The 25,799-nt window shown below is 60.2% G+C and carries 27 protein-coding genes; 8 read left to right on the top strand and 19 right to left on the bottom strand.

Annotated features, from left to right (window positions below; translation table 11 throughout):
- Positions 1 to 148: 148 nt before the first annotated feature.
- The 15 genes from PSTAB_RS06705 to PSTAB_RS06635 all read right to left on the bottom strand — a co-directional run bounded on the left by PSTAB_RS06705 (position 149) and on the right by PSTAB_RS06635 (position 15,004).
- Positions 149 to 589, bottom strand: a complete 441-nt coding sequence (locus PSTAB_RS06705; RefSeq protein WP_013982240.1) for a YkvA family protein — start codon at positions 587 to 589, stop codon at positions 149 to 151.
- 376 nt (positions 590 to 965) lie between these two features.
- Positions 966 to 1,283 (bottom strand): ComEA family DNA-binding protein, encoded by a 318-nt coding sequence (locus tag PSTAB_RS06700; RefSeq protein WP_013982239.1) that lies wholly within the window; start codon positions 1,281 to 1,283, stop codon positions 966 to 968.
- 121 nt (positions 1,284 to 1,404) lie between these two features.
- Positions 1,405 to 2,718 (bottom strand): flagellar hook-associated protein FlgL, encoded by a 1,314-nt coding sequence (gene flgL, locus PSTAB_RS06695; protein ID WP_013982238.1) that lies wholly within the window; start codon positions 2,716 to 2,718, stop codon positions 1,405 to 1,407.
- Between the two features lie 11 nt (positions 2,719 to 2,729).
- A complete protein-coding gene (gene flgK / locus PSTAB_RS06690; protein ID WP_013982237.1) occupies positions 2,730 to 4,883 on the bottom strand; it encodes a flagellar hook-associated protein FlgK in 2,154 nt (717 codons plus the stop codon).
- A 3-nt stretch (positions 4,884 to 4,886) separates the two neighbouring features.
- Positions 4,887 to 6,062, bottom strand: a complete 1,176-nt coding sequence (gene flgJ, locus PSTAB_RS06685; protein ID WP_013982236.1) for a flagellar assembly peptidoglycan hydrolase FlgJ — start codon at positions 6,060 to 6,062, stop codon at positions 4,887 to 4,889.
- A gap of 11 nt (positions 6,063 to 6,073) precedes the next feature.
- Positions 6,074 to 7,174: a flagellar basal body P-ring protein FlgI gene (locus PSTAB_RS06680; RefSeq protein ID WP_013982235.1), complete on the bottom strand. Its 1,101-nt coding sequence runs from the start codon at positions 7,172 to 7,174 to the stop codon at positions 6,074 to 6,076.
- A 14-nt stretch (positions 7,175 to 7,188) separates the two neighbouring features.
- Positions 7,189 to 7,884 carry a flagellar basal body L-ring protein FlgH gene (flgH, locus tag PSTAB_RS06675; RefSeq protein WP_013982234.1) on the bottom strand — a complete coding sequence of 232 codons (696 nt, stop codon included), beginning with the start codon at positions 7,882 to 7,884 and terminating at the stop codon, positions 7,189 to 7,191.
- Positions 7,885 to 7,965: 81 nt separating this feature from the next.
- Positions 7,966 to 8,751: a flagellar basal-body rod protein FlgG gene (gene flgG / locus PSTAB_RS06670; protein WP_013982233.1), complete on the bottom strand. Its 786-nt coding sequence runs from the start codon at positions 8,749 to 8,751 to the stop codon at positions 7,966 to 7,968.
- Between the two features lie 35 nt (positions 8,752 to 8,786).
- Complete coding sequence (flgF, locus tag PSTAB_RS06665; protein ID WP_013982232.1) at positions 8,787 to 9,527, bottom strand: flagellar basal-body rod protein FlgF; 741 nt, start codon at positions 9,525 to 9,527, stop codon at positions 8,787 to 8,789.
- Positions 9,528 to 9,725: 198 nt separating this feature from the next.
- A complete protein-coding gene (locus PSTAB_RS06660) occupies positions 9,726 to 11,426 on the bottom strand; it encodes a flagellar hook protein FlgE (protein ID WP_013982231.1) in 1,701 nt (566 codons plus the stop codon).
- Between the two features lie 30 nt (positions 11,427 to 11,456).
- Positions 11,457 to 12,140, bottom strand: a complete 684-nt coding sequence (gene flgD, locus PSTAB_RS06655; protein ID WP_013982230.1) for a flagellar hook assembly protein FlgD — start codon at positions 12,138 to 12,140, stop codon at positions 11,457 to 11,459.
- 19 nt (positions 12,141 to 12,159) lie between these two features.
- Positions 12,160 to 12,603, bottom strand: coding sequence for a flagellar basal body rod protein FlgC (gene flgC / locus PSTAB_RS06650; protein WP_013982229.1), 444 nt, complete (start codon positions 12,601 to 12,603; stop codon positions 12,160 to 12,162).
- Between the two features lie 11 nt (positions 12,604 to 12,614).
- Positions 12,615 to 13,019: a flagellar basal body rod protein FlgB gene (flgB, locus tag PSTAB_RS06645; RefSeq protein WP_013982228.1), complete on the bottom strand. Its 405-nt coding sequence runs from the start codon at positions 13,017 to 13,019 to the stop codon at positions 12,615 to 12,617.
- 193 nt (positions 13,020 to 13,212) lie between these two features.
- The gene (gene cheR, locus PSTAB_RS06640; RefSeq protein WP_386416351.1) at positions 13,213 to 14,082 is read right to left on the bottom strand and encodes a protein-glutamate O-methyltransferase CheR; all 870 of its coding nucleotides are present in this window, start codon (positions 14,080 to 14,082) and stop codon (positions 13,213 to 13,215) included.
- Positions 14,072 to 15,004, bottom strand: coding sequence for a chemotaxis protein CheV (locus PSTAB_RS06635; protein ID WP_013982226.1), 933 nt, complete (start codon positions 15,002 to 15,004; stop codon positions 14,072 to 14,074). The genes cheR and PSTAB_RS06635 overlap by 11 nt, the downstream gene beginning before the upstream one ends.
- A gap of 86 nt (positions 15,005 to 15,090) precedes the next feature.
- Here PSTAB_RS06635 and flgA point away from each other — a divergent pair, with 86 nt between their 5' ends.
- From flgA to PSTAB_RS06600, 7 genes are all read left to right on the top strand, one after another.
- The gene (gene flgA / locus PSTAB_RS06630) at positions 15,091 to 15,831 is read left to right on the top strand and encodes a flagellar basal body P-ring formation chaperone FlgA (protein ID WP_041771677.1); all 741 of its coding nucleotides are present in this window, start codon (positions 15,091 to 15,093) and stop codon (positions 15,829 to 15,831) included.
- Positions 15,832 to 15,938: 107 nt separating this feature from the next.
- Entirely contained in the window at positions 15,939 to 16,268 is a 330-nt protein-coding gene (gene flgM, locus PSTAB_RS06625) for a flagellar biosynthesis anti-sigma factor FlgM (RefSeq protein WP_013982224.1), read from the top strand.
- 39 nt (positions 16,269 to 16,307) lie between these two features.
- Positions 16,308 to 16,778 (top strand): flagella synthesis protein FlgN, encoded by a 471-nt coding sequence (locus tag PSTAB_RS06620; protein ID WP_041771675.1) that lies wholly within the window; start codon positions 16,308 to 16,310, stop codon positions 16,776 to 16,778.
- A gap of 62 nt (positions 16,779 to 16,840) precedes the next feature.
- Entirely contained in the window at positions 16,841 to 17,584 is a 744-nt protein-coding gene (locus PSTAB_RS06615; protein WP_013982221.1) for a flagellar brake protein, read from the top strand.
- Between the two features lie 106 nt (positions 17,585 to 17,690).
- Positions 17,691 to 19,205 carry an IS21 family transposase gene (gene istA / locus PSTAB_RS06610; RefSeq protein WP_013981288.1) on the top strand — a complete coding sequence of 505 codons (1,515 nt, stop codon included), beginning with the start codon at positions 17,691 to 17,693 and terminating at the stop codon, positions 19,203 to 19,205.
- Positions 19,206 to 19,222: 17 nt separating this feature from the next.
- The gene (istB, locus tag PSTAB_RS06605) at positions 19,223 to 19,978 is read left to right on the top strand and encodes an IS21-like element helper ATPase IstB (protein WP_013981287.1); all 756 of its coding nucleotides are present in this window, start codon (positions 19,223 to 19,225) and stop codon (positions 19,976 to 19,978) included.
- 265 nt (positions 19,979 to 20,243) lie between these two features.
- The gene (locus PSTAB_RS06600) at positions 20,244 to 20,429 is read left to right on the top strand and encodes a PA3371 family protein (RefSeq protein ID WP_013982219.1); all 186 of its coding nucleotides are present in this window, start codon (positions 20,244 to 20,246) and stop codon (positions 20,427 to 20,429) included.
- Between the two features lie 217 nt (positions 20,430 to 20,646).
- Here the strand turns inward: PSTAB_RS06600 and PSTAB_RS06595 are convergent, their stop codons facing one another.
- Positions 20,647 to 21,849, bottom strand: a complete 1,203-nt coding sequence (locus PSTAB_RS06595) for an ISL3 family transposase (RefSeq protein ID WP_013982218.1) — start codon at positions 21,847 to 21,849, stop codon at positions 20,647 to 20,649.
- 105 nt (positions 21,850 to 21,954) lie between these two features.
- Between PSTAB_RS06595 and PSTAB_RS06590 the strand changes: the two genes are divergently transcribed.
- On the top strand, positions 21,955 to 22,278 hold the full coding sequence (locus PSTAB_RS06590; protein ID WP_013982217.1) for an Arc family DNA-binding protein: 324 nt from the start codon (positions 21,955 to 21,957) through the stop codon (positions 22,276 to 22,278).
- A 310-nt stretch (positions 22,279 to 22,588) separates the two neighbouring features.
- On the opposite strand, the gene PSTAB_RS06585 is transcribed toward PSTAB_RS06590, so the two are convergent.
- The 3 genes from PSTAB_RS06585 to PSTAB_RS06575 are packed head-to-tail and all read right to left on the bottom strand — an operon-like array spanning position 22,589 to position 25,791.
- Positions 22,589 to 23,725, bottom strand: coding sequence for a sodium ion-translocating decarboxylase subunit beta (locus PSTAB_RS06585; protein WP_013982216.1), 1,137 nt, complete (start codon positions 23,723 to 23,725; stop codon positions 22,589 to 22,591).
- A gap of 10 nt (positions 23,726 to 23,735) precedes the next feature.
- Positions 23,736 to 25,526: a sodium-extruding oxaloacetate decarboxylase subunit alpha gene (gene oadA / locus PSTAB_RS06580; RefSeq protein WP_013982215.1), complete on the bottom strand. Its 1,791-nt coding sequence runs from the start codon at positions 25,524 to 25,526 to the stop codon at positions 23,736 to 23,738.
- Positions 25,527 to 25,548: 22 nt separating this feature from the next.
- A complete protein-coding gene (locus PSTAB_RS06575) occupies positions 25,549 to 25,791 on the bottom strand; it encodes an OadG family protein (RefSeq protein ID WP_013982214.1) in 243 nt (80 codons plus the stop codon).
- Positions 25,792 to 25,799: the final 8 nt, after the last annotated feature.

Here is a 25,799-nt window from a genome sequence, read left to right as displayed (position 1 = left end):
TCTCGATCAGAGGCGGAATCTTAACAGCCCTCGCGGCTCGTTGAAGCCACCTGCCTGCAGGAGGCAAAAGCGAATCGGGATCGACGCCGCAAATGTCCGAATGCTGCCGACCAACGGGCGTACCCCCATAGCCGCTGCATCGGCCTGATCATCCGCCAGCCCGGGGCTCGTCAAGTTGCGGGAGCTCTTTCAGGGCGGCCTGGCGCTCGGCCGTCTGCGTCTGCTTCCAGGCTCTGAACGCATCCAGTTCAGCCGACCACTTACGCATCACCCAGCCCAGAACAGCGAGATCGTCCACAAATCCCAGCCCGGGAATCCAATCGGGAATCGCATCCAATGGTGAGAGGAAATAGAGCAGGCCGGCGACCACCGCTACCAGCGCGTTGGGGCTGATGGCCCGATACTCGCCGCGCCACCAGGCAACACACAGCGCCTGTAGCAGCGACAGGTCCTCGCGAAGCCCCTTTATCAGCCCACGCTTGGATGATGACTTGCGGGCCACGGCGAGAAGCAGAGCGGGGATTTTTCCGTGCTTGATCAGACGCCGCGCCAGCGGCAGATAGCGCAGCAAATTCCAGGGAGCTTTCATCAGACACCTCCAGCCAGCGCCATCCGTGACCTCGGCTACGTTATCCACCGAGCCTGTGGATAACCTTGTGAACAGTTTCTGGATGACCGCCGCTAACGCCCGTGCCACGGGGGTGGCGAACAGATCGGTGTTTTTTTACTCAGCTCATGATTCCCTTTTAAATCAATGATTTACAAAAGGCCACAAAAGCAATGTACAAATGAGGGAGCAGAATGAATGGAGCTATTTCGAATGTGCATAACCGCGGAATGTCAATGCCTTTCAAGCTCTTTGACTGGCCATTGCACAGGGTGTTCGGTGTGGCAGGCGGGCGACTATCTGGGCAGCCGATCAAGCCACGACGGGGCCGCCCATTGCGAACGGCCCGGTCTTTCAATCACTGAACGCTGAGTTGACTCCGCAATTTTTCCAGAGTGGCCGAGCCGATCCCTTTTACCTCGAGCAGCTCATCGACCGAACTGAACGGTCCATGCTCTTCCCGGTAGTCGATGATGGCCTTGGCCTTGGTTGCACCGATGCCTTTCAGCTCGCGGGTAAGCGTAGCGGCGTCGGCGGTATTGAGGTTCACCGGCGCTTGCGCCACGGCTGCCGCCGGGGCGGTCGGAGCCGGTTGGGCTTGGCTGGCGGCGTAGCTGCCGAACGAGAAGCTGGAAAGTACGGCAAAAGCCGCTGCGGCAATAAACGCGTTGCGCATGAGCATGTTCCTTATGCGATTGGGGAGTTTTGCGGGACATCCTGCTCCGCGTCAGCCAATCTAGCCGCCTACCCACCGATGTCAAAACGAGGTCGTTTTTTTGCGAACCTCGTCAAACCTCTCAGCGCATCGCGTTGAACAGGTTCAGGCCGCTGATCTTGACGTAGCTCTGCTGAGCCGCCTCGAGAAGAATGGTCTGAAACGACAGCCTGGACAGGGCCTCGGCGTAATCCAGCTCACGCAGCTCGGCCTGGACGGCCTTGTTCACCAACGCGACATCTTCGTTGTCGGTCTGAGTCGTTTCGATCACATTGAGGCGAGCACCGATGTTACCGCGAGCCGCATCGACGCTGATCATGCCGTGGTCGAGGTTTGTCAGGGCTACGGCTACGGCGTCACGGACGCCGTTCCCGTTGGAGCCAGGGTTCTCGAGTGCGGAACGAAGGTTTGCGATGGTGTCGAGAATGCCTTGTTTGCTCTGCACCGTCGCGTTGGGGTCGCGAAGAACACTTCCGTCCGTATCAAGGCCTGAAATGCTGCCAGGTACTATCGCAACCCTGTCTCCTTCAGCCGGAGTCCCGTCAAGGTGTACCGTAACGCCGCGAAAAACCAATTTATCGCTTTTCTTGGGATCGTTATCCATCGACAAATCATCTTTTAAAACAACGTCGTCAGCGGGATCAAGTGCCCTGGGCAAGCGATAAATTACGTACTTTCCGTCAGCTTGGAATTCGAGCTCAATGCCCTCTGGCGGAAACGGTTCGGCTCCTGAAAAAGCCACCTCATCACTTACTAGCGGCGCAGAGACAACTAGGGTGCTCGTCACTGGCGCGCTCGCGTTAAACACTGGAGCGGTTGTTAAACGCCCGGCATTAGTGATGTTCTGGAAAATTGACTTACCGTTGTCACTGATGGGGATATTGAGCGAACTAGCGATCTGCAGCTTCCGCTGCCCCTCGTCGCCCTGGTAGCTATAGCTGCCGGCACCATCTCGCACGAATGGCTGTGTCTTGCCCTGAAAGCCCGAAAAGAGGTACTCGCCGCGAGCGTTGCGTGTGTTCATCAAGGACAGCAGTTCATCTTCGCGCTCGCGCAGTTCGGCAGCGATGGATTTCCGATCCTCGGCGCTCAGACCACCGTTGCCCGCCTGTACGGCAAGCTCACGTACACGCTGCAACACGGTATTGACCGAGTTGAGAGTGACTTCTTCCTGGGTCAGGCTGTTCTTCGCCGCGGTCAGGTTGGCATTGTATTGACTCAGCACGTTCTGCTGCTGGTCCAGCTGCAGCAGGCGCACCGACGCTACCGGGTCATCTGCTGGTGTCAGGATGCGGTTGCCGGTACTGATCTGTTCCTGGGTACGGGTCGCGTTGGCGTAGTTGCGCTGCAGTCCGGCGACGCCGTTATTGAATGCTTGCAGGGTGGAAATGCGCATGGGGCGGCCTATTACCTGAAGGTGCTGATCAGTGTATCGAACAGGGAGCGGGCAACTTGAATGATCTGAGCCGAGGCGTTGTAGTACTGCTCGAACTTGATCAGGTTGGCGGCCTCCTCGTCCAGGTTCACCGCCGAGAGCGAATCACGGTTGTCGGTCGCCTGCTTCAGAATGGCCCCGGTGGCTTCGCTGTCCATCCGGGCCTGCGCCGTCAGCGTGCCAACGCGTTCGACCAGCTCACCGTAACCATCGGTGAAGCTGAAACCCGAGCCAGCAATGCCCGCTGTCACGCCGACGGTCTGCTTGCTTTGCAGATCCACCAGCTTCAAGGCGTTGCGGTTGTCGGACACACCGTTCTGGTTAAAAGCCAGTGCGAATTCGTCTCCAGCCATAGGCCGACCGCTCATAGAAAGCTCGAACCGGTAGGTCTCACCATCGGCTGCAGCGTAAGCCAAGCGCACAGTATTGCTGTTACCCATGGTCATCGCAGGCGCTACAACCGGCTGCCCATTAACTTCAAGCGGTTGGCCATCATCATCCAGCACCCGTGCTAATGGGTTGCCATCCTGATCTGCCAACGGCTCGATCAGGTCACCATTTGCGGATCGCTGAGGCACGATTGGGTCACCTCCTTTGGCTACATACGACCAGCCAGTCGGAAGGGCGCCCAGCGTATAGGTTTTTCCGTCCGCGCTCAGATTCGCGCCGAGAGAAAGGTTTGCCACAGCAAGCGCATCCCTACTGATCGGTGACGGGCCGGCAACCAAGCTTGGCTGACCAATAACTCCAGTGCCTCGGTTCTGCAGCTTGCTTTCGGCACGAATAGGCGCGGCGAAGGCCAGCTGGTCGGCCTGATCCAGCGTCGCCTTGATATCGGACGCGCCACGGCGGGTCGGCTGCAGGCTGAACTTGTCCCCCGCTGTCGGAGCGGGATTTCCCAAGACGACCTGGAAGCCCTGATCCCGTCCATTCTTGTCCGTGAAGGACAACGTCCCAACGGGATTTTCCGCCACGGTCATCAACTGGTTGTCGCTCAGGCGCCTCACCTTGTAGCTGCTACCGTCATACTCCATCAGATAGTCGCTGGTGGTGAGCACGCTGGTATCGGTGATATTCATCAGCGGCTGCGCGTTGCTGTTGCCCACGAACGCATTGACACGCAACTTGGCCAGCGCCGGATCGTTGTAGTTGCCAAACAGTGCCGAACCGACCTGTCCCTTGAGATCCAGCCCCTGCCCCAGCTGCGTGTTGACCTGGTCGCTCACGGCGAGTGCCAGGCGGCCCAGGGAGTTCATGGTGGAATCCAGCACTTCCTCGCGATAGCGAATCAGCCCGCCCAGCTCGCCGCCGGTGATCTGCGACGTGATGCCCTGCCGCGAGCCGCCGCTGATGAACTGCACCTCATGGCGGTTGGGATCGCCCTGCCCCGGCACTACCTCGAGACGCGCCACCTTGCTGCCAACCACCAGCGGCTGACCGCTGCCGATGAAAACGTTGAAGCTGCTGTCATCCTGCGGGACAACGGTCACGCCGATATAGCCCGACAGCTGGCGGACGGCTTCATCGCGGGCATCGAGCAGGTCGTTCGGCTGCTTGCCGTTGGCCGCCGCGATGGCAATCGCTTCGTTCAGAATGCCGATGCTGCCCGCCAGGCGATTGACCTGGTCGGTCACCGCGGCCATCTGCTTGTTGGTGAAATTGTTCTGCTCGGAGAGCCGGTCATAGACCGTGTTGAAGCGCCTGGCCAGGCCTTCTGCCTCCGCCAGAACCAGTTGGCGTGCCGGGATGTTCGCCGGATCTTCGGCAGCCGTTTGCAAGGCCGAGAAGAACTTCTGCAGCGAGGGCGTGATGCCGGTGGTGGTGCCGGCCAGCAGCGAATCGAGCTGATTGATCTGGCTCTTGTAGGCCTCCACATCCGCGCTCAGCGATGTACTACTACGCAGCTGGCTGGTGAGGAATTCGCTATAGCTGCGGCGAACTTCCACCAACGTGGTCCCCGAGCCGATATAGCCGGCGCCGCTGAACTGCGGCGAGCGGGTAGCCTGGGTTGCGTCCTGCCGGCTATAGCCAGGCGTGTTGACGTTGGTGATGTTGTGGCCGGTGATGGACAGCTGGGTCTTGCTGGCGGCCAGGCCGGAAAGGCCAATGCTCAATAGGTCAGCCATGATTTAGCCTCTGGTCCGCATCGCGGGCACCGAATTCGCGTCGGCAACGGTCTGGTAGGTCTGCATCTTGCGCGCGATCTGGGTGATCTTGCGGGCGTACTGGGGATCGGTGGCGTAGCCGGCTTTCTGCAGTTCCTTGACGAAACGCTCCGAATCACCCGTGTTGCTCGCGACCTGGATAGCGGTCCGATAGCGGTCGTTGTTCTCCAGCAGGCTGACAAAATCATCGAAGCTCTGCTCGAACGAGTCGTACGCGCGAAACCCCGCCTTCTCGCGGGTTGCCTTGCCGTTGACGTACTCGGTGGTCATTACGGTGGCAGAGGCGCCTTTCCAGCCAGTGGCCTTGATACCGAACAGGTTGTGGCTGTTGCTGCCATCGGCCTGGCGGATCATGGACTTGCCCCAGCCGGTTTCCAGCGCGGCTTGCGCTACCAGGAATCGCGGTTCGATACCCAGGCGCTCGGCCGCCTTCTCGGCCATCGGCAACATGGTGGTAATGAACTCTTCGGAAGAACTGAAGCGCGTCTTGCTCGGTGAATTGGGCGCGCTCTTCTCCACTCCATTGACCGTCAATGGCCGGTCTTTCGGCGGAACGAACGCCGTGGCGGGCTTCCAGTCGACATTGACCAGCGGCTGCGCGCCTTCGCCGGTTGTCGTCGGCGCGGTAGCCGATACGTTGGCCAGCTGGCGATCGCTCGCCTTGCCCGGCAGAGCCAGTCGACGCTGATTGAGCAGGCGCGAGTCATCCCGGCCGGACTCGACCGCAGCCGCCGCCGGCTTGCTCGGCCAGGCCGCGCCCTCGGTTCGTGCGACCTGAGCGAACGGGTTGTTGCGGGTCACCGTCTCGGTCTGCTTGCTCAGCTGGCGCACGAGTACGTCAGCAAGCCCGATGCCGCCGCCCTCCTTCGAGAGACTGACCGACAGTTGCTGGTCGTACATGTCCTGGTACTGCTTGGTCGCCTGGCTGTTCAGCGGGTTGTCCTTGGCCAGCACCTCGGTAGCCGAGCGCATCGACTTGAGCATCTCGTTCAGAAACAGCGACTCGAATTCCTGCGCAACCTTGCGCACGTTCTCCTCGCCATCCCGGTCCTTGCCGACCTTGAGCTGGCTGAGTCGATTGAGATCGTTGTAACTGCCGCTGTCGAGGGCGCGGGCCCCGCTGCCGAGTCGGTTTTCCATGTCGCTAATCCTTAGATCACGATCAGATCGGCTTGCAGCGCGCCAGCCTGCTTCAGGGCTTCGAGAATGGCCATCAGGTCGCTGGGCGCAGCACCCACCTGGTTCACCGCCCGGACGATCTCATCCAGCGTGGTGCCCGGGCCGAATTTGAACATCGGCTTGGCTTCCTCTTCGGCTTTCACCTTCGAGTTGGGTACTACCACGGTCTGCCCATCGGAGAACGGCTCGGGCTGGCTCACCTGCGGGTCTTCGGTAATGGTGACCGTCAGGCTGCCGTGGGTAACCGCGGCCGGCTGAACCCGCACGTTCTGGCCAATGACGATGGTGCCGGTACGCGAGTTGATGATGACCTTGGCCACCGCCTGGCCGACCTCGACCTCGAGGTTCTCCAGAATCGACAGGTAATCCACCCGCTGACTCGGATCCAGCGGCGCAGTCACGCTGATCGAACCGCCATCCAGCGCCTGAGCCACGCCCGGGCCGAGCAGGTCATTGATCTGATCGACGATGTTCTTCGCCGTGGTGAAATCCGGGCGATTGAGGTTCAGCGTGAGCGTATTGCCCTGATTGAAGCCACTCGGCACCGGTCGCTCGACCGTGGCACCACCGGGGATGCGTCCAGCCGACGGCGAATTGACGGTAATGCGCGATCCATCGGCGCCACTGGCGTCAAAGCCGCCGACAACCAGGTTGCCCTGAGCAACGGCATAGACGTTGCCATCGATCCCCTTCAGGGGCGCCATCAGCAGGCTGCCGCCACGCAGACTCTTGGCATTACCGATGGACGATACGGTGATGTCGATGGTCTGCCCCGGCTTGGCGAAGGGTGGCAGCTCGGCATGAATCGACACCGCGGCGACGTTCTTCAACTGGATATTGCCGCCGGCCGGCACCTTGATGCCGAACTGCGCCAGCATGTTGTTGAAGGTCTGCACGGTGAACGGCGTTTGGGTGGTCTGGTCACCGCTGCCATTCAGGCCAACGACCAGGCCATAGCCGATCAGCTGGTTGCTGCGCACACCGTGAATGGTCGCGACATCCTTCAGCCGCTCGGCCTGAGCAGCGCTGCAGAGCATGAGTGAACCCGCGAGCAGAAGCAGTTTTTTCCACATGGCATCAGCTCCGGTCAGAAGGGCCACATCGGGCTCATGAAGAAACGGTCGAGCCAGCCCGGCTGGCTGGCATCGGCAAAGGCGCCGGTGCCCGAGTAGGTGATGCGCGCATCGGCAATACGGGTGGACGGCACGGTGTTGTCGGTGGAGATATCGTCCGCGCGAACCAGACCTGCGATACGCACCAGTTCGTCACCGGTATTGAGCGTCATCCACTTCTCGCCGCGCACGGCAAGGATGCCGTTAGGCAGCACTTCGGAAACGGTGACAGTAATGGAGCCGGACAGGCTGTTGCTCTGCCCTGCCTGGCCAGAGCCGGAGGTGTCGCGCGACGCCTCGTACTCGGCTCCCAGGTTCATCGAGTTGCCGGTCAGAGGGTTGGCCATGGACACCGCGCCGCCAAACAGCGAGCCGAGACCTATGTTCGCGCTGCTGTCCTTCGAGAGTTTCGACGTCGCGTTCTTGCTGGCCTGGGTCCGCTCGTTGAGGGTAATGGTGATGATGTCACCAACCCGATGAGCCTTGCGGTCGTCGTAGAGGTTGGTTTCAAAGCCCGCCTGGTAGATCGCGCCATTGTTCTGCGCAGCCGGCAACGGTGTGCGTGGCAGCACCGGCGCGTAGTACGGATCGTTCGGTTTCGGCGCAGGAGCAACACATCCGACCAGCGCCAGGGCAGAAGACATCGAAACAACAATCAACAAACGGCTCATAAACACCTCAAGCCATGACAGGCCATCGAAACTACAGCGGGGGGACATGGTGCCTACCCGCAAACAACGGCGAACCCGCGATCAGAGCTGCTGCGTCACGAACGACAGCATCTGGTCCGCGGTGGAAATGACCTTGGAATTCATCTCGTAGGCGCGCTGAGTGGTGATCATGTTCACCAGCTCCTCAACGACGCTGACGTTGGAGTTTTCCAGGGTGTTCTGCAGCACGGTGCCCAGACCATTGAGCCCCGGCGTGCTGACCTGCGGCGCGCCGCTGGCAGCGGTCTCGAGGAACAGGTTGCTGCCCATGGCTTGCAGACCGGCCGGATTGATGAAGTCGGCGGTCTGGATGTTGCCAATGATCTGCGGCTGCGGATTGCCCACGGTGGTCACCGAGACGGTGCCATCCTCACCAACGGTGAAGGTCTGGGTTTCCGGCGGAACAACGATGGCGGGCTCCAGCGCATAGCCATTGGAGGTCACCAACTGGCCGTCCGAACTCAGATGGAAGCTACCGTCGCGGGTGTAGGAAACAGTGCCATCGGGTAGCAATACCTGAAAGAAACCACGTCCATTGATGGCCATGTCCAGCGGTTGCTCGGTGGTTTGCAGGCTGCCGGTGGTAAAAATCTTCTGCGTGCCGGTCACTCGCACACCGGTACCCAGCTGCAGGCCGGAGGGCAACTCGCTGTCCTGGCTGGACTGACCACCGGGCTGGCGGCGAATCTGATAGAGCAGGTCCTGAAACTCGGCACGGTCCTTCTTGAAGCCGGTGGTGGACACGTTGGCCAGGTTGTTGGAAATGGTCGTCAGGTTCATGTCCTGAGCGGACAAACCCGTCTTGCTGACCCAAAGTGCTGGAAGCATGAGCTTTCTCCTCGTGCGCCGCCGGCGCTACGCTATTAGCTGAGTTGCAGTACGCGCGCCATGGCAGCCGCATCATCTTCGGCGGTGCGCATCATCTTTACGTGCAGTTCGAACTGGCGGGACAGCGCCAGGATGGAAGTCATTTCGGAAACCGCGTTCACGTTGCTCGTTTCGAGAAAGCCCGACACGACCCGTACGTTCCCGTCCGCCTCTACCGGCTGGCCACTCTTGAGTCGGATCAGGCCATCGGTTCCCTTTTCCAGCTGTTGCGGATCGGGATTGACCAGCTTGATGCGGTCCACGGTAACCACGATGTTCGGATCCTCACCCAAGGCGCGGATGCTGATGGTGCCGTCATGGCCGACATCCACCTTTTCCTCCGGCGGAATGGCGATCGGCCCGCCATTGCCCATCACCGGCATGCCATCGGCGGTGCGCAACATGCCCAGCACGTCAATATTCAGGCTGCCGGTACGGACATAAGCCTCGCTCCCATCCGGAGCCTGCACGGCGATCCAGCCCTGCCCTTCGACGGCCACATCCAGATCCCGACCGGTCTCCTGCAAGGTCCCCGGAGTAAAATCGGTGCCCGGACGCTCCGACATTGCATAGACGCGCGCCGGATGGCTGTCGCCGAAAACCTGCATCGAGCGGGCCTGCTCGAAGTCACGGCGAAAACCGGTAGTGGAAATGTTCGCCAGATTGTTGGCATGAGCCTGCTGGGCCCGCGCGTTCTGGCTGGCACCGGTCATGGCCACGTAGAGCATCTTGTCCATCGACTTCTCCGAGACGCGAGTTTGACACTAGCGATTCTGTTGATGAGCAAAAATGCAAGACGCATGCCACTCCGGACAGCATCATTCAACTGCTTGATTCTGATAGGTTTTTCGAAAAGCAAGAAGGCCCCGAAGGGCCTCCTCTGGCAAGAGCGGCGGAATACTGCCGTCGGCGGCAATCTTCCGCTGCCGTACCTATCAACGCAGATTGATGATCGTCTGGGTGATCGCGCTTTCGGTCTCGATGGTCTTGGCGTTGGCCTGGTAGTTGCGCTGCGCAACGATCAGATTGACCAGCTGGTCCGACAACTCGACGTTGGAGTCTTCCAGCGCTCCAGCCTGGAGCGCACCGAGCGTTCCGGAGCCAGGTGTACCCACTACCGGTTCGCCTGATTCGAACGACTGTACCCACTGGGTCTTGCCCACGGGAGTCAGGCCCTGGACGTTGGCGAAGTTGGCCAGGATGATCTGCCCCTGCACTTTCGACTGCCCGTTGGTATACCGCGCGAAGATCACGCCGGTATCGTCGATCTCCAGGCCGGCCAGCTCGCCGGTGGTGTAACCGTCCTGCGCGACGCTGTTCACGGCGAAGGCACTGGCGTACTGCGACGACTTGGAAAAGTCCAGCACGATGCCGCCCGGATTGGCCAATGCTCCATTGGCGGACCAGGTCGCCGGAGTGGCACCGTTGGAAATCGCGGGAACCCAACCATCGTTACTTCCGACTGAAGATGCGCTACGAAGTGTGATTTTGTTATCCGCCGAAACACTGAACAACGCAGAGTCGCCAGTTCCGATGGACTTCAGTGCTCCCGAGGAATCGAACTCCAGCCCCATCACGTAGGGGGTCGGCGGCTGCTCTCCGGGATTCGCGGGGTTTCGACCGTCGATGAGCACCTTCATGTCCCAAGTATTGGCTCCTGTCTTGACGAAATATTGCGTCATAACATGGGCGTTGCCCTGCGAATCGTAGATGTTAAGAGAGGTAGAACTATTATAGGTGGTCGGATCAGCCGGATTAAAAGTCAACGCCGCATCACGAAGCGCAGTATCTTCAACTGCAGCAACCGCAGCGGAGTCGGCAAGGACTGCTGCATCTGCGGCACTCATTGCCGACCGAATTGCCGCCTTGATGGCGGTTTCGTATCCGGTGGAATCAACAAGATTTCCCAAATCATCTTCAAATGGCGTCCTGCTTGGCTCGCTATACACACCTTTCAATTTTGAAAGGAAAAAATCGCTTGCCCCCGGCGCAGCTGATAACAGGTTCGACTGCCATGCAACGGGGTCGAACGCAACATCATTTATCTGGGTGCCGGATAGCGCCATGCTTCCCGTTTGGGCCCGCAGAGCGGTTAAAGCTGAGTTATTGAAAGCAGCCTGCCACGTCGCCGGCGATTTCTGCGTCGAGTTCAAGTTAAACGCCGTATCGATCTTGCTGGTAGCTTTCGGCGCCTGGTTGGTCGTCTGGACCTGCAGGTTGCCAACGACGCCATTTTGCAGGTTGCCGTTGTTGTCCACCGGAAAACCCTGCAGCTTGTAGCCGAAGTTGTCGACCAGAAAGCCTTCGCGATCCGTACCGAAGTAACCGGCGCGGGTGTAGCTCACCGCACCGTTATTGGAAACCTGGAAAAAGCCGTTGCCGTTGATGGCCAGGTCCAGCGCGTTCTGGGTGTAGTTGATGTTGCCCTGGTTGAACTGCTGGGAGATGTTGGACATCAGCACGCCGCTGCCCTGCGGGTTCTTGCCCGTGCCGAGGACGGACGCCGCGTAGACGTCGGAAAACTCCGCGCGCGATTGCTTGAAGCCCACGGTGCCGGCGTTGGCGATGTTGTTACCAGTGACGTTGAGGTCCTTGCTCGCGGCACGCAGGCCGCTCAGACCGATATTGAAGGACATGGAATTACTCCTTTGCCGAGGTGCCGGCGGTTATTGTCCGATGATCTGGACCTGGGAGAGGCCGATGCTGCCGATACCGGCAAGGTTGAGCATCAGCTCCCCGCCGTTCTGCCCAAGCGTGACGCTGTCGACGTTCGCCGGCAGCAAGGTGTAAAGCCCTTTGGTTTCGCCCTGATAGGTAGCCTGCGCCTCGAAGCGATAGGTACCAGGCGGCAAGACATTGCCACTGGCATCTTTGCCGTCCCACATGAAGGACACGTTGCCGGCTTGCTGCTGGCCCATGTTCACGCGCCCGACCGAAGCACCCGTGCTGTCGTAGATATTCACGAATACGTTGCTGCTGGAGGTCGGCAATACCAGGCTCGCCTTGAAGGTTTCGCTGGTATCGACCACTGCCTTGTCAGTCGGCACGATGACCTTGCGCCCTACCAGCGACGAGGCCTGCAGCGCCTGGGACGATTGGTAGCCGGACAGGATCGTCTGCATGCTCGAGTTGAGCTTCTCGACGCCTTCCACGGTGCTGAACTGCGCCAGCTGACCGATGAACTCGCCGTTTTCCTGCGGCTCCAACGGGTTCTGGTTGTTCAACTGGGCCACCAGCAACTCAAGAAACTCGTTCTTGCCGAGGTCGTTACCCTTGGCTTCGCGCTTTTCGCCGAACTGGTACTGATCCAGTATCGAGCCGGTTCCACCGACGCCGTTCGTAGTGCTCATAATTGCGCTCTCGTAACTATCACTGACCCAGCGTCAGCACTTTCTGCAACATGGTCTTGGCCGTGTTCATCAGCTCGGCGTTGGTCTGGAAGGCACGACTGGCCGAGATCATGTCAGCCATCTCTTCCACCACGTTGACGTTCGGGTAATAGACGTAACCGGCCTCGTCGGCAGCGGGATGATTGGGCTCGTAGCGGGCCTGCAGCTCGCTCTGGTCCTCGACTACACCCAGCACCTGAACACCAACCCCGGCCTGGTCCTGACCGGCGAACAGCGACTGGTCGGGCTGACCGTTGGCCTGTTGGAAGACCGTGGCGAATACCGGATGACGCGCCCGGTAGGTCTGATCGACGCTTGACGAAACGGTCTCGGCGTTGGCGATGTTGCTGGAAATGGTGTTCAGCCGAGTGCTCTGGGCACTCATGCCGCTGCCGGCAATGTTGAAAACGCTGCTAAGAGACATGAGACACTCCTTTATTCGCCGCGCAGGGCGCTCATCAGCCCTTTGAACTTGCTATTGAGCAGGGTGAAGCTCGCCTGGAAGTCCACAGCGTTCTTCGCGTAGTTGGATTGCTCGATCTGCAGATCGACGGTGTTCTGATCGAGGGACGGATGCGCCGGCGTGCGAAAGCGCAGCGAGGCATCAGCGATCTCCAGCCCCTCGGCGGCAATGTGCCTTTCACTGGTCCGGGCGACGCCGAAGCCGCCCTGGCTACGAGCAGATTGCTCGGCGAGCACGCTGCTGAAATCCAGATCACGGGCCTTGTAGTTGGGGGTATCGGCGTTGGCGATGTTGTTGGCCAGCACCTCTGCACGCTGGGAGCGAAAGCCCAGCGCCTTTTCGTGGATGCCAAGTGCCTTGTCGAAACTGATGCTCATGTCTGGCCCTCTGCCGGATACAAGTCTGCTTGCGCATACTCCAGCAAAGCTCATGCCATCAAACACAAATCAATGATTTTAAAGGACTTTCAACCTGGCGGTATCGCCGGTCGCGTCAAAAGCGGCAAGCCATTACCGCTTTATTGCCGCAGACCGCCACCTTGCATGACGGTTTTCTGCCGCCAAGTGAGGCTCACTTGGCCTTGTAGATGATGCCTGGGCTGCACTGAATCATCTGGTACAGCTCGGGAAGACCATTGAGCGCTTCGGACGCGCCAAGGAAGAGATAGCCACCTGGTCGCAACGTCGCGTGAATACGCTTGAGGATGTCCTTCTTCACATCGGCGGAGAAATAGATCAGCACGTTACGACAGAACACGATGTCGAACTTGCCCAGTGCCGCATAGCTATCCAGCAGGTTCTGCACCCTGAACTCGACTCGCGATCGGATGGCGGGCTTGACCGCCCACCGACCCGGCGCCTTGACATCGAAGTAGCGCTGCAGGCGATCCGATGACAACCCACGGGCAATCGCCAGGCTGTCGTACTCCGCCGCCTTGGACGCAGCCAGCATTGCCCCGGACAGCTCCGTTGCGACGATCTGGATGCCCGTCTTTGGCTGACTCGGATTGCTGCGCTCGTACTCGTCGATCGCCATGGACAGCGAATAAGGCTCCTGCCCGGACGAGCAGGCCGCCGACCAGATACGCAGACGCTGCCCGGAACCGGCCTTGAGCATCTCTGGCAGCACGCGACTCTTCAGCACCTCGAACGGATAGGTATCACGGAACCACAGCGTTTCGTTGGTCGTCATCGCGTCGACAACCGCTTCGCGCAAACCGCTGCGTGGCTGCGCCTGAATCTTTCTGACCAGATCACCAAGCGTCTTGATGCCCTGCTGTTCCATCAGCTTGTTCAGGCGGCTGGATACCAGATACTGCTTGTTGCTGCCCAGCAGGATGCCGCATGTCTTTTCAAGAAATACCCGGAACTGCTCGAAATCCAGATCGACTGACACCAATAAAGCCTCACCATCATGAGAGGAGCTAGCCTCAGTTTGCATCCGCCTGCCTGATCCGCTCGGCCACCCGAGCAGCAAGATCATCAGGCTGGAACTTGGCGAGGAAATCATCCGCCCCCGCTCGCTTCACCATGTTCTGGTTGAACACACCGGAAAGGGAAGTATGCAGGAGTATATGCATTGCATGCATGCGCGGATCGTGTCGCACCTCGGTAGTCAGGGTATAGCCATCCATTTCCGGCATTTCAATATCGGAAATCATCATCAGAAACTCTTCCGCCGGATTCTTGCCCTCGTCGGCCATCCGCTTCAGGTAATTGAGTGCCTCGCGGCCGTCGTTGAGCTTGATGACCTCGATACCAATGTTCTCCAGGCAGCGGGTAATCTGCTTGCGCGCCACCGACGAGTCATCCACAACCAGGACGCGACACGACAGCGCCTTGGCGCGAGTATCGTCGTCCACCACTTCCGGCGAAACCTCTTCCGAGGTAGGCGCAACTTCCGCCAGCACCTTCTCGACATCGATGATTTCCACCAGCTTGTTGTCGATGTGCGTCACAGCGGTCAGGTAATGATCGCGCCCAGCACCGCGCGGAGGAGGCAGAATGGCCTCCCAGTTCAGATTGACGATCCGCTCGACAGAACTCACCAGAAAACCCAGCGTCCTGTTGTTGTATTCGGTGATTACTGCGAACGAATTTTCAAGATTCATCAGCGCCGACTTACCGGTCGCTAGCGAAAGATCCAGGATCGGCAGCGTGCTACCGCGGATGCTGGCCACACCACGAACCACTCGACCACACTTGGGCATGATCGTCAGGCGCGGGCACTGCAGCACTTCCCGCACCTTGAAAACGTTGATGCCATAGAGCTGCTCGCCATCGAGGCGAAACAGCAACAGCTCCAGACGGTTCTGTCCCACCAATTGGGTACGCTGGTTAACCGAATCCAATACACCGGCCATGCCAGTTCCTCTCTGCTTGCAGATTACGGGGCCGAACGATTCAGACGCGGCACGCCCCTTGCTTTGGTTGGGATATGAACGTCCTTATGACCATTTTCCGACGCGCCGATCTGGCGCTGTGCCGGATTGCGCTGCTACTAGTACTTTGCGCGACGGGCTCACTCGCCCACGCGTCAACCATGTCACATCCTGAACAGCTTATCGACGTGACCGAGCAGTTTCTTGAGCGCACGGTTGGCGAGTATTTGATCCGCAGCGCAATCACCGCCCGGCATGAGATCAGCGTCAATCGATTGGACCCTAGGCTGCGCCTCAACCCTTGCGATCAGCCGCTCGCCGCCAGCCTTGGCGGAACCACCGCTCCCGTTGGACGTGTCACGGTAAGGGTAAGTTGCGAAGGCAGCAGCCCGTGGTCGGTTTTCGTACCGGCGCAGGTGCGCCTGTATCGCGAGGTGATCGTCGCAAACAGATCCCTTCTACGCGACACGGTGCTGAGCCAAGCGGATGTCAGCCTCGCCGAGCGGGATGTGTCGGCGCTCAATCAAGGCTATTTGACCCGAATGGACGAGGCCCTGGGCAACAAGCTTACCCGCCCGGTGCAACCCGATCAGGTGATCACACCCAATCAGCTGGCGATGGCCAAGGTTGTCCGCAAGGGGGATCAGGTCGTCATCACCGCCAAGACGGGTTCGATCAGCGTACGCATGCCCGGCGAGGCAATGGCTGATGGCGCTCCGGGCAAGCAGATTCCTGTCAAGAATCAGCGTTCGGGCCGCACGATCAAGGCCAGAGTAACCGGCCCCGGCCAGGTGGAGGTCGCGATGTGACCGGGATTCAACAGTTTTCCGATGTGTACCCAGGAAAAAAACGCTAAAGTTTCCATCACTGTTGCCGAACACATGGCAAGCGTCCTGATTCCTTCGAGGTTTGCATCATGGTCATCGACTTCAATCGGCCCAACAGCCCACTGAATGCCCCCAGCGGGCGCAACGGTGTGCAAGGTAGCGAGCGCGCAGCCAACCCGCAGCAAGGGCCGGCAAGCGAAGCAACGAAAACCAGCACCGTCAGCGGCAATGCCAGCGACACCGTTCAACTGAGCCCTGAAGCTCAACGCCTGCAGCAAGCGGCCGACAAATTGGCTGATCAACCCGCTGTAGACCAAGAGCGCGTAGAAAAACTGAAAGCAGCGATTGCAGACGGCTCTTATAAAGTCGACAACCAGCGCGTAGCAGCCAAGCTGCTGGCGTTCGAGACGCAACGCTGAGCCTGAGCCCGACTAACGCGAGCAAGCCCAGAGACCGAAATGCACGAAACAGCCCTGCTTGAGCAGCTAACCGAAGATATCGGCATTGCACATCAACTCCTTGAGCTTATCGATGAGGAGTTTGCTGCTCTGGGCAACCGTGATCTTGCTGGGCTTGAAGCGATCCTGACAAAAAAGCAGCCTTTGCTGGCACTGCTCGGCCAGCATGGCGCCCAGCGCAGTCAGTGGCTGACCGGACAACAACTGACACCTGATCGCAATGGCCTGCAGGCCGCAGTCAGTGGCTCACCGAGCGGCGAGACCATTCTCGAACAAGCCCGCACGCTCGAAGCCGAGCTGGAAAGCTGCCGTAGCGCCAACGAGCGCAATGGCCGGCTGATACGCGCCAACCAGAGCGCCTTGGGTAGCATGCTGCACATACTCCAGGGCAAGGACGATACTCCCGACCTGTATGACAATCGAGGCGGAGCGTCCAAGAGCAAGCAGCAACGACCTCTCAGCCAAGCCTGACGATAGACCGCTACAAGGACGCCACGCGATGGTGATAACAATGCGCCGGAGAACACCGGACCGTGTCTAACTCATTTTTTGGTGACGAGGGCCCGCAACCGCCCAAGGTACTGACGGCACCGCTAGAGATCTACGCCAATCTGCGTCCCCTGCTGGATAACAATATTCCCCTGACACTGCGCTTCCACGAGCGCAGCCAGCGATACCAGAGTTATCTGGTCGAGATGAACCGCGAAACCGGCTGGATCGCCCTCGACGAGCTTATCCCCAACGATGGCGAGAGACTGCTCCTGCAGGGCGAAGCCGTTCACGTCGAAGGCTTCTACGAAGGCGCACGCATCTTCTGGACAAGCCAGCAAGACGTGCATCTTGGAGAAATAGACGGGGCACGTTGCTACTGGATCCCTACCCCTGCCGAACTGACCTATCATCAGCGCCGCAACGCTTATCGCGCGCAGCTGAAGGAGCTTGCCGTCACCGCCCAGCTAGGCGGCGCAGCGGTACGAAATGCATTGGAAGGCCGCCTGCTCGATATCTCCGCAACGGGCTGCAAACTGAGCATCAAAGGCAATCAGGGTAATCTGCAGACAGGCCAGGTTTATGAACTGGCCGCCAAGCTCCCGATCGGAACCATTCAGACGGAAGTCGAACTCCGCCACCTGGTGGTCGATGAAAAGCTGGATATGACCATGTGCGGGCTGCGCTTCCTGCGGATTCCACGGTCATCTGGCCACCCATTCCATGAGCATCTGACCACCGATTCCACGGTGATCCGGCCACCCATTCCACGCGTATCCGACCACTGATTCCACGGCCATCCGGCCACCCAACCGGGTAGGCAGCTACGCAGGATTTCTTCACTACCATCGACCTCTTTTTCGAAGCAGAGAGGTCGTCGTGGAGCGTTTATCCATGCGTAAGATTCGCGAAGTACTTCGTCTCAAGTTCGAGGTCGGGCTATCGGCTCGCCAGATTGCGGTCAGCGTGCAGATCGGTCGTGTCACCGTCGGCGATTACCTCAACCGCTTTGCCGCCAGCGGCCTCAGTTGGCCCTGTTCGTTGTCCGATTCCGAGCTGGAACAGCAGCTGTTCCCACCGGCGCCGGCAGTGCCCAGCGAGCAGCGGCCACTGCCTGATTGGTCTTGGGTGCATGCCGAGCTACGCCGGCCGGGCGTGACCTTGGCGCTGCTCTGGCAGGAGTATCGCCTGAGCCAGCCGAAAGGCTTTCAGTACAGCTGGTTCTGCGAGCACTACCGGGCCTGGCAGGGCAAGCTGGACGTGGTGATGCGCCAGGAGCACCGCGTCGGCGAGAAGTTGTTCGTCGACTACGCCGGGCAGACGGTGCCGGTGATCGACCGCCACAGCGGCGAGATCCGCCAGGCGCAGGTGTTCGTCGCGGTGCTCGGTGCGTCCAGCTACACCTTCGCCGAAGCCACCTGGTCGCAGCAGCTGCCGGACTGGCTGGGCTCGCATACCCGCTGCTTTGCCTTCCTCGGCGGCGTGCCGGAGATCGTGGTGCCGGACAACCTGCGCAGCGCGGTGAGTAAGAGCCATCGCTACGAGCCGGACATCAACCCGAGCTACCGCGATCTGGCCGAGCACTATGGCGTGGCGGTGGTGCCGGCGCGGGCGCGTAAACCGCGCGACAAGGCCAAGGCCGAGGTCGGCGTGCAGGTGGTCGAGCGCTGGATCCTCGCCGCGCTGAGGAATCGGCAGTTCTTCTCCCTGGATGAACTCAACAGCGCCATCGCCTTATTGCTGGAGCGGCTCAACCGACGACCGTTTCGCAAGCTGCCGGGCTCCCGGCAGTCGGCCTTCGAAGCTCTGGATCGTCCGGCGCTGCGCCCCCTGCCGGAGCAACCCTACGTCTACGCCGAGTGGAAGAAGGCGCGGGTGCACATCGACTACCACGTCGAGGTCGATGGGCACTACTACTCGGTGCCGTACCAACTGGTGAAGAAACAACTGGAAGTACGCCTGACAGCGCGCACGGTGGAGTGCTTCCACGCCAATCAGCGGGTGGCCAGTCACCTTCGCTCAATGCACAAGGGCAGGCACAGCACGCAGGCCGAGCACATGCCCAAGAGCCATCGCGAGCATGCCGAGTGGACGCCGCAGCGGCTGATCCGCTGGGCCGAGCAGACCGGGCCGAACACGGCCGGCGTGATCCGGCACATCCTCGAACGGCGCATCCATCCGCAGCAGGGCTACCGGGCCTGCCTGGGCATCCTGCGCCTGGGCAAGACCCATGGCGAAGTGCGCTTGGAGTTGGCCTGCCGTCGCGCCCTCAGCCTCGGCGCGTGCAGCTACAAGAGCCTCGAATCGATCCTGCGCCAGGGGCTGGAAAACCTGCCGTTGGCTCAAGCCAACCTGCCCCTGCTGCCGGACGACCACGCCAACCTGCGCGGCCCCGCCTACTACCACTGACCCCAAGGAATCCCACCATGCTGCCCCATCCGACCCTGGACAAGCTCCAGACCCTGCGCCTGACCGGCATGCTCAAGGCACTCGCCGAGCAACTGAAAACCCCCGACATCAACAGCCTGAGCTTCGAGGAACGCCTCGGCCTGTTGGTCGACCGCGAACTGACCGAACGCGACGACAAGCGCCTCAGCAGCCGCCTGCGCCAGGCCCGGCTCAAGCACAACGCCTGCCTCGAAGACATCGACTACCGCAGCCCGCGCGGGCTGGATAAGGCGCTGATCCTGCAACTGAGCGGCGGCCAGTGGCTACGCGACGGCCTCAACCTGATCATCGGCGGCCCCACCGGCGTGGGTAAAACCTGGCTGGCCTGCGCCCTGGCCCACCAGGCCTGCCGAGAGGGTTACAGCGTGCGTTACCTGCGCTTGCCACGCCTGCTGGAAGAGTTGGGCCTAGCCCACGGCGACGGGCGCTTCGCCAAGCTGATGAGCGGCTATGCCAAGACCGACCTGCTGATCCTTGATGACTGGGGTCTGGCCCCGTTCACCGTTGAACAGCGCCGTGACATGCTGGAGCTACTGGACGACCGCTACGGCCAGCGCTCGACCCTCGTGACCAGCCAAATGCCCGTGGACAACTGGCACGAACTGATCGGCGATCCGACCCTGGCCGATGCCATCCTCGACCGCCTGGTGCACAACGCTTATCGGATCAACCTCAAGGGCGAATCGATGCGCAAACAGACGAAGAAATTGACGACACCGGGCACCTCAGACTAACAATGCAACCCCTGCGTCGCTGCGCTCCGACTGCCCGGCCGGATGGCCGTGGAACAGGTGGCCAGATGGCCGTGGAATGCCTGGCCAGATGAGCGTGGACTGGGTGGCCGGATGGTGTGGAATCCGCACTCAGCGCGTGCAGTTCGCTGAAAAGGCCCAGATCACGACCCTGAGCGCCACCCAGGGCAGCATATTGGCTCAGCCGCAACGCTGGGTCTTTTAAGGGATTGGATTTTGAGCGGATCGTTCCGCAAAGGAGATATTCATGTCCAAGTTCGCATTGACTTGCCTACTGCTCACCGCGGCCTGTGTGTATGGCGCATTCGCAGAAATACAGGAGCCGGGAGCGCTAGCTGCCGCTTGCAAGGCGGGCATCGGAGTCTTTGGGACGCTGTTCCTGATAGCCCTGATGATTGGGCGCAAAATAAAGTTCGATCCGGTACTGCGTTGATTCATCCCCGCTGTGGAAAATGGACTGCATCACAGTAAAGGCACTTTGATAGCACAACCACTTTACTAATCACCGATTCGTCGTACAATTGGCGCCATGAAGCCGTCTTCTTTTTTTTCCCTTGGTCGACGGAACAGCGAGTACTGGTGGTTGTCAGACCGGTGACTACCCCGGCAATACGCCAGCACGCCCACCTGACTAACCGGTTAATTATGGTTCATCGCGCTTTCCCGGGGAAGGCGGCCTTGATTTTCAGGAAGAAGTACTCCGAGTCCCGGAATCCATAGGCCATGCGCTTGATTACCTTGATGCGGTTGTTAACACCCTCAAGGACGCTGGTATGCATGTGGAAGTGAGCACTGGCAAGGATGCCTCGCGCGTATTTGCGCAGGTTGCGAGCGAAGCGTTGCAGCGGCGCGAGGTCGCTCTCGCGAGCATGTCGCAGCCAGGTTCGCCAGCGTCGCCAACCCTCTCGTACGCTGGGGGCGTACCAAACATCCTTCAGCGCATCCTTGAGCACATAGACCGTAGCCAACGGCTGGTTGGCAGCAAGCAGCTCCTGTAACTGCACGGCCTGTCCGTCCTTCAGGTTGTCGCGGTTGCGCAGCAGCAGCCAACGACTCTGCTTGACCGCCTTTCGTGCCGGCTTGTCTTCGCGCAGAAGGTTGGCCTGGTCGACCCGGATTCGGTCGATCACATCCCGACCGTAGCGCGCGACGACGTGAAACAGGTCGTACACCACTTCGGCCTGCGGGCAATGCTTCTTCACCTCCAGGTCGAAAGCCGTGTTCATGTCCATGGCCACCGCCTCAATCTGCTGGCAGTGCTCGCCGAGCAATTCAAAGAACGGGCGGATCGCCTCACGGCTGTTGCCGTGGCCGACCCACAGCACCCGTGTTCGCTCGGCGTCCATGATGACCGTGGCATAGCGATGCCCCTTGTGCAGGGCGAACTCGTCCATCACCAGGCGGCGGACACCGCTTGAATAGAAGGTGCCTACCTCGGCTTGCAGGCGGCGCTTGTCGAGCGTCTTGAGGGTGTGCCAGTGCAGGCCGGTGAGCTGGCTGACGTGGCTGATCGGCAGCAGCCGCAGCAAGCTTTCGAGCCAGACCTGTAACCGCCGGGTCAGGCGAGATGCAGGCTCCAGCCAGTCGATCCGCTCGGTCACCCGACCACAGTTCAGGCAATCGACTCGGCGCACGGGTAGTTGAAGCAAGACGCGCTGATCGAACAGATCACGATCGCGCACCAGACGAATTCGGCGCTCGTGAATCAACGGACTGAGCTGACCACAACGCCCGCACCTGGGCACTGAACCGGCTTGAGGCTCGAGCTCAATCAGAAGGGAGTTGTTGGCGGATGAACGGCAGGCAACGGCGTCATAGCCTGGCCAGAACGAGGCAAGATCAATAGGATGCACGGCGACAGCAGGGACAGGTGAAGGGTGTGTTTGGCGACTGCCAATTTACCTGCTTCCCTGACTGTCAACTCGCTCTTCCCCCAGAGTCCGCGAAGAACCTTAATTATGCGCCCTATGAAACAGGCAGTTTATTCCAGCCGCACGGCTGACAAATTCGTGGTTCGGCTTCCCGATGGCATGCGCGAACGCATCGCTGAGGTAGCGCGTAATCATCACCGCAGCATGAACTCGGAAATCATCGCCCGCCTGGAGCAAAGCCTGCTGCAGGAAGGCGCTCTGGACGACGATCTGAGCATGCGTTTGGACAGTCCTGAGCTGTCACTGCATGAACGAGAGCTGCTCCAGCGTTTCCGTCAGCTGGCTCACCGACAGCAGAACGCCTTGATCGCGCTGATCGCTCAGGATACCGAGCTCGCCAAGGAAGACTGACAGCAGCTGGACAGGGGCGTGACAGGCCCCTGTCCATGCATCCACGGCCTCACCTGGCCAGCACCTTCCCCGCCGCCCCCCTTCTATCTGCCTGCCCCCAGCCAACCAAGCCGCTTGGCACGAAGCCACCACTTGCATGATGGCAATGCCCGGTGAAAAGCACTGACGCAGGCGCCGCCATCAGCGACCGCGCATCGGGCGGACACTGACCATTCGACTTGCTTGATCGGAAGGGAAAAAGGTGAACAAGGTCACCTCAGACGCACCTCAGAAAGAGGCCGCCTGAGGGAGGAAGACAGGACATGCGGCGCTAGCCGACGAAGTTTAGAAGCACGCCTGCGGCTACCGCAGAGCCAATGACGCCCGCCACGTTTGGCCCCATGGCATGCATCAACAGGAAGTTCTGCGGATTAGCCTCCAGACCAACCTTATTCGAAACGCGCGCCGCCATCGGCACGGCCGACACACCGGCGGAACCGATGAGCGGGTTGATTTTGTTCTGGCTGAAGCGATTCATCACCTTGGCCATGAAAATGCCCGCCGCCGTACCGCCACAGAAGGCCACCATCCCCAAGACCAGAATCCCCAGCGTCTTCATTTGCAGAAACGCCTCGGACGACAGCTTCGAACCGACCGTCAGGCCCAGCGCAATGGTGACGATATTGATCAGCGCGTTGCGCGACGTATCGGCCAGACGATCCACAACGCCGCATTCGCGCAGCAGGTTGCCGAAAGCGAACATGCCCACCAGGGGCGCCGCATCCGGCAGCAACAAGCCAACCAGAATGCAGAGGACCAACGGAAAAACGATTTTCTCCGCCTGGCTGACATGGCGCAGCTGCATCATGACGATGGCACGCTCTTCCTTGGTGGTCAGCGCACGCATGATCGGAGGTTGTATCAGCGGAACCAGCGCCATGTAGGAATAAGCCGCCACGGCAATCGGCCCCAACAGTTCAGGCGCAAGCTTGGAGGTCACGAAGATCGACGTCGGGCCGTCCGCACCGCCGATGATCGCGATGGAGGCCGCCTCACGCAGCGTGAACTCCACTCCTGGGATTCCCAGCGCAGTCAGCGCCAGCGCACCGAGCAGGGTGGCGAAGATACCGAACTGGGCTGCCGCCCCGAGCAACAGCGTCTTCGGATTGGCCAGCATCGGACCGAAATCGGTCATTGCTCCGACACCCATGAAGATCAGCAGCGGAAACACGCTGGTCGGCAGGCCGACCTCATAGAACAGGTGCAGGATGCCAGCTCCCTCACCCATGTTCGCCACCGGGATGTTCGCCAGGATGCCGCCGAAACCGATCGGAATCAGCAACAGCGGCTCAAAACCCTTGCGGATCGCCAAATAGATCAGCCCCAGGCAGACGAGGATCATCAGCGCCTGCCCGGGCTCGAGGTGATAAAGACCGGTTCCCTGCCACAGCTTGAGCAACTTATCCATGCGACTCCCCTTAAGCGATGCTCAATAAGCTGTCGCCGACCGAAACCGCGTCGCCAACCTTGACGTTGACCGAGGCAACGGTACCGGCCTTGAACGCACGGATCTCGGTTTCCATTTTCATGGCCTCGAGAATCACCACCAGGTCACCCTCCTGAACGAGCTGCCCAGGCTGCACCAATACCTTGAATATGTTGCCGGCCAGCGGTGCTGCCTGCGGCTCGCCACCAGCCGGAACGGCTGCTGCAGTCGAACCGGCACTGACGGCGCTGGTCGCAGGACCCGCACCGAGCGGCTTGATGCCTTCGATGTCGCCCCCCTCGTTGACCTGCACGACGAACGACTTGCCATTGACCTCGACGGTGTACACCTCGGGCTTGCCCGGCTCGCGCGCCGGCAGCTCGCTGCCGGTGGGTGCCGGCTCGAACGCCGAGGGATTGCCGCGATTCTCGAGGAACTTAAGACCAATCTGCGGGAACAATGCATAGGTCAGGACATCATCGATGACATCCTCGGCCAACTTGATGTTCTTCTCGCGGGCCAACCCTTCGAGCTCGGCCGTCAACCGCTGCATCTCCGGCTGCAAAAGATCCGCGGGACGGCGAGTGATGACCTCTGCGCCGTCGAGCACGCGCGCCTGCAATTCGGCGTTGAAAGGAGCAGGCGCTGCGCCGTACTCACCCTTGAGCACACCGGCAGTTTCCTTGGTGATGGACTTGTAGCGCTCACCGGTGAGCACGTTGATCACCGCCTGGGTGCCAACGATCTGCGAGGTCGGGGTTACCAGCGGGATGAAGCCCAGATCCTCGCGCACGCGCGGAATCTCAGCCAGCACCTGATCGAACTTGTCCTGGGCGCCCTGCTCCTTGAGCTGGCTTTCCATGTTGGTGAGCATGCCGCCCGGCACCTGGGCGACCAGGATGCGCGAATCGACGCCTTTGAGGTTGCCCTCGAACTTCGCATATTTCTTGCGCACCTCTCGAAAGTAGGCGGCAATCTCTTCCAGCAGCTCCAGGTCCAGCCCGGTGTCGCGCTCGGTACCCTGGAACATGGCCACCACCGACTCGGTCGGCGAATGACCATAAGTCATCGACAGCGAGGAGATGGCAGTGTCGACATTATCGATACCGGCTTCCACCGCCTTGAGAATAGACACCGAGGACAAACCGGCAGTGGCGTGGCACTGCATATGGATCGGGATAGCCAGGCTGGCCTTCAGGCGCGAGACCAGTTCGAACGCCGTATAGGGGGTGAGGATGCCGGCCATGTCCTTGATCGCCACCGAGTCGGCGCCCATGTCTTCGATCTGCTTCGCCAGATCGACCCACATCTCCAGGGTGTGCACCGGGCTGGTGGTGTAGGAAATGGTGCCCTGGGCGTGCTTGCCGTGCTGTTTCACCGCACGCAGTGCCGTTTCCAGATTACGCGGATCGTTCATCGCATCGAACACGCGGAACACGTCGACGCCGTTGACCGCAGCGCGCTCGACAAACTTCTCCACGACATCGTCGGCATAGTGGCGATAGCCCAGCAGGTTCTGCCCACGCAACAGCATTTGCTGGCGTGTATAGGGCATGGCTTTCTTCAACTCACGGATGCGCTCCCACGGATCCTCGCCGAGGTAGCGGATACAGGCATCGAACGTCGCTCCACCCCAGCTCTCAACCGACCAGAACCCGACCTGATCGAGCTTGGCGGCTATAGGCAACATGTCCTCTAGCCGGACGCGGGTGGCCAGAATGGACTGATGGGCATCACGCAGCACCACATCGGTGATACCGAGCGGCTTTTTAGCAACTGTCATGGAAGGAACTCCCTTTCCAGAGTCAACCGCGGCGCGCGCGGTGTTGATGAATCGCGGCCTGGATGGCTGCAAGAATGTCCGCGTCTGTTTCAGCACCTGCATGCGGTGCAGGCGCAGCCTGAGGCGCCGGTGCACTTACGAAGCGACCGGTCAGATACGACATCAGGCGAATGCAAAGGATCAACAGAACGAGGAATGCGAAGACGAAACCGATGCCGAACAGCATGAGTTCGACGCCTTCGAGCAGGAGTTGGCTGGGGGTCATCGGGAGTT

Source organism: Stutzerimonas stutzeri (assembly GCF_000219605.1).
Classification (GTDB): domain Bacteria; phylum Pseudomonadota; class Gammaproteobacteria; order Pseudomonadales; family Pseudomonadaceae; genus Stutzerimonas; species Stutzerimonas stutzeri.
This window is presented reverse-complemented; position numbering and strand designations above follow the sequence as displayed.

Bases quoted from the DNA above. Each gene is read 5' to 3' on its own strand.
- PSTAB_RS06705 (WP_013982240.1), bottom strand. From the start codon at position 589: ATGAAAGCTCCCTGGAATTTGCTGCGCTATCTGCCGCTGGCGCGGCGT.
- PSTAB_RS06700 (WP_013982239.1), bottom strand. From the start codon at position 1,283: ATGCGCAACGCGTTTATTGCCGCAGCGGCTTTTGCCGTACTTTCCAGC.
- flgL (WP_013982238.1), bottom strand. From the start codon at position 2,718: ATGCGCATTTCCACCCTGCAAGCATTCAATAACGGCGTCGCCGGACTG.
- flgK (WP_013982237.1), bottom strand. From the start codon at position 4,883: ATGGCTGACCTATTGAGCATTGGCCTTTCCGGCCTGGCCGCCAGCAAG.
- flgJ (WP_013982236.1), bottom strand. From the start codon at position 6,062: ATGGAAAACCGACTCGGCAGCGGGGCCCGCGCCCTCGACAGCGGCAGT.
- PSTAB_RS06680 (WP_013982235.1), bottom strand. From the start codon at position 7,174: ATGTGGAAAAAACTGCTTCTGCTCGCGGGTTCACTCATGCTCTGCAGC.
- flgH (WP_013982234.1), bottom strand. From the start codon at position 7,884: ATGAGCCGTTTGTTGATTGTTGTTTCGATGTCTTCTGCCCTGGCGCTG.
- flgG (WP_013982233.1), bottom strand. From the start codon at position 8,751: ATGCTTCCAGCACTTTGGGTCAGCAAGACGGGTTTGTCCGCTCAGGAC.
- flgF (WP_013982232.1), bottom strand. From the start codon at position 9,527: ATGGACAAGATGCTCTACGTGGCCATGACCGGTGCCAGCCAGAACGCG.
- PSTAB_RS06660 (WP_013982231.1), bottom strand. From the start codon at position 11,426: ATGTCCTTCAATATCGGTCTGAGCGGCCTGCGTGCCGCGAGCAAGGAC.
- flgD (WP_013982230.1), bottom strand. From the start codon at position 12,140: ATGAGCACTACGAACGGCGTCGGTGGAACCGGCTCGATACTGGATCAG.
- flgC (WP_013982229.1), bottom strand. From the start codon at position 12,603: ATGTCTCTTAGCAGCGTTTTCAACATTGCCGGCAGCGGCATGAGTGCC.
- flgB (WP_013982228.1), bottom strand. From the start codon at position 13,019: ATGAGCATCAGTTTCGACAAGGCACTTGGCATCCACGAAAAGGCGCTG.
- cheR (WP_386416351.1), bottom strand. From the start codon at position 14,082: ATGCAAACTGAGGCTAGCTCCTCTCATGATGGTGAGGCTTTATTGGTG.
- PSTAB_RS06635 (WP_013982226.1), bottom strand. From the start codon at position 15,004: ATGGCCGGTGTATTGGATTCGGTTAACCAGCGTACCCAATTGGTGGGA.
- flgA (WP_041771677.1), top strand. From the start codon at position 15,091: ATGACCATTTTCCGACGCGCCGATCTGGCGCTGTGCCGGATTGCGCTG.
- flgM (WP_013982224.1), top strand. From the start codon at position 15,939: ATGGTCATCGACTTCAATCGGCCCAACAGCCCACTGAATGCCCCCAGC.
- PSTAB_RS06620 (WP_041771675.1), top strand. From the start codon at position 16,308: ATGCACGAAACAGCCCTGCTTGAGCAGCTAACCGAAGATATCGGCATT.
- istA (WP_013981288.1), top strand. From the start codon at position 17,691: ATGCGTAAGATTCGCGAAGTACTTCGTCTCAAGTTCGAGGTCGGGCTA.
- istB (WP_013981287.1), top strand. From the start codon at position 19,223: ATGCTGCCCCATCCGACCCTGGACAAGCTCCAGACCCTGCGCCTGACC.
- PSTAB_RS06600 (WP_013982219.1), top strand. From the start codon at position 20,244: ATGTCCAAGTTCGCATTGACTTGCCTACTGCTCACCGCGGCCTGTGTG.
- PSTAB_RS06590 (WP_013982217.1), top strand. From the start codon at position 21,955: ATGCGCCCTATGAAACAGGCAGTTTATTCCAGCCGCACGGCTGACAAA.
- PSTAB_RS06585 (WP_013982216.1), bottom strand. From the start codon at position 23,725: ATGGATAAGTTGCTCAAGCTGTGGCAGGGAACCGGTCTTTATCACCTC.
- oadA (WP_013982215.1), bottom strand. From the start codon at position 25,526: ATGACAGTTGCTAAAAAGCCGCTCGGTATCACCGATGTGGTGCTGCGT.
- PSTAB_RS06575 (WP_013982214.1), bottom strand. From the start codon at position 25,791: ATGACCCCCAGCCAACTCCTGCTCGAAGGCGTCGAACTCATGCTGTTC.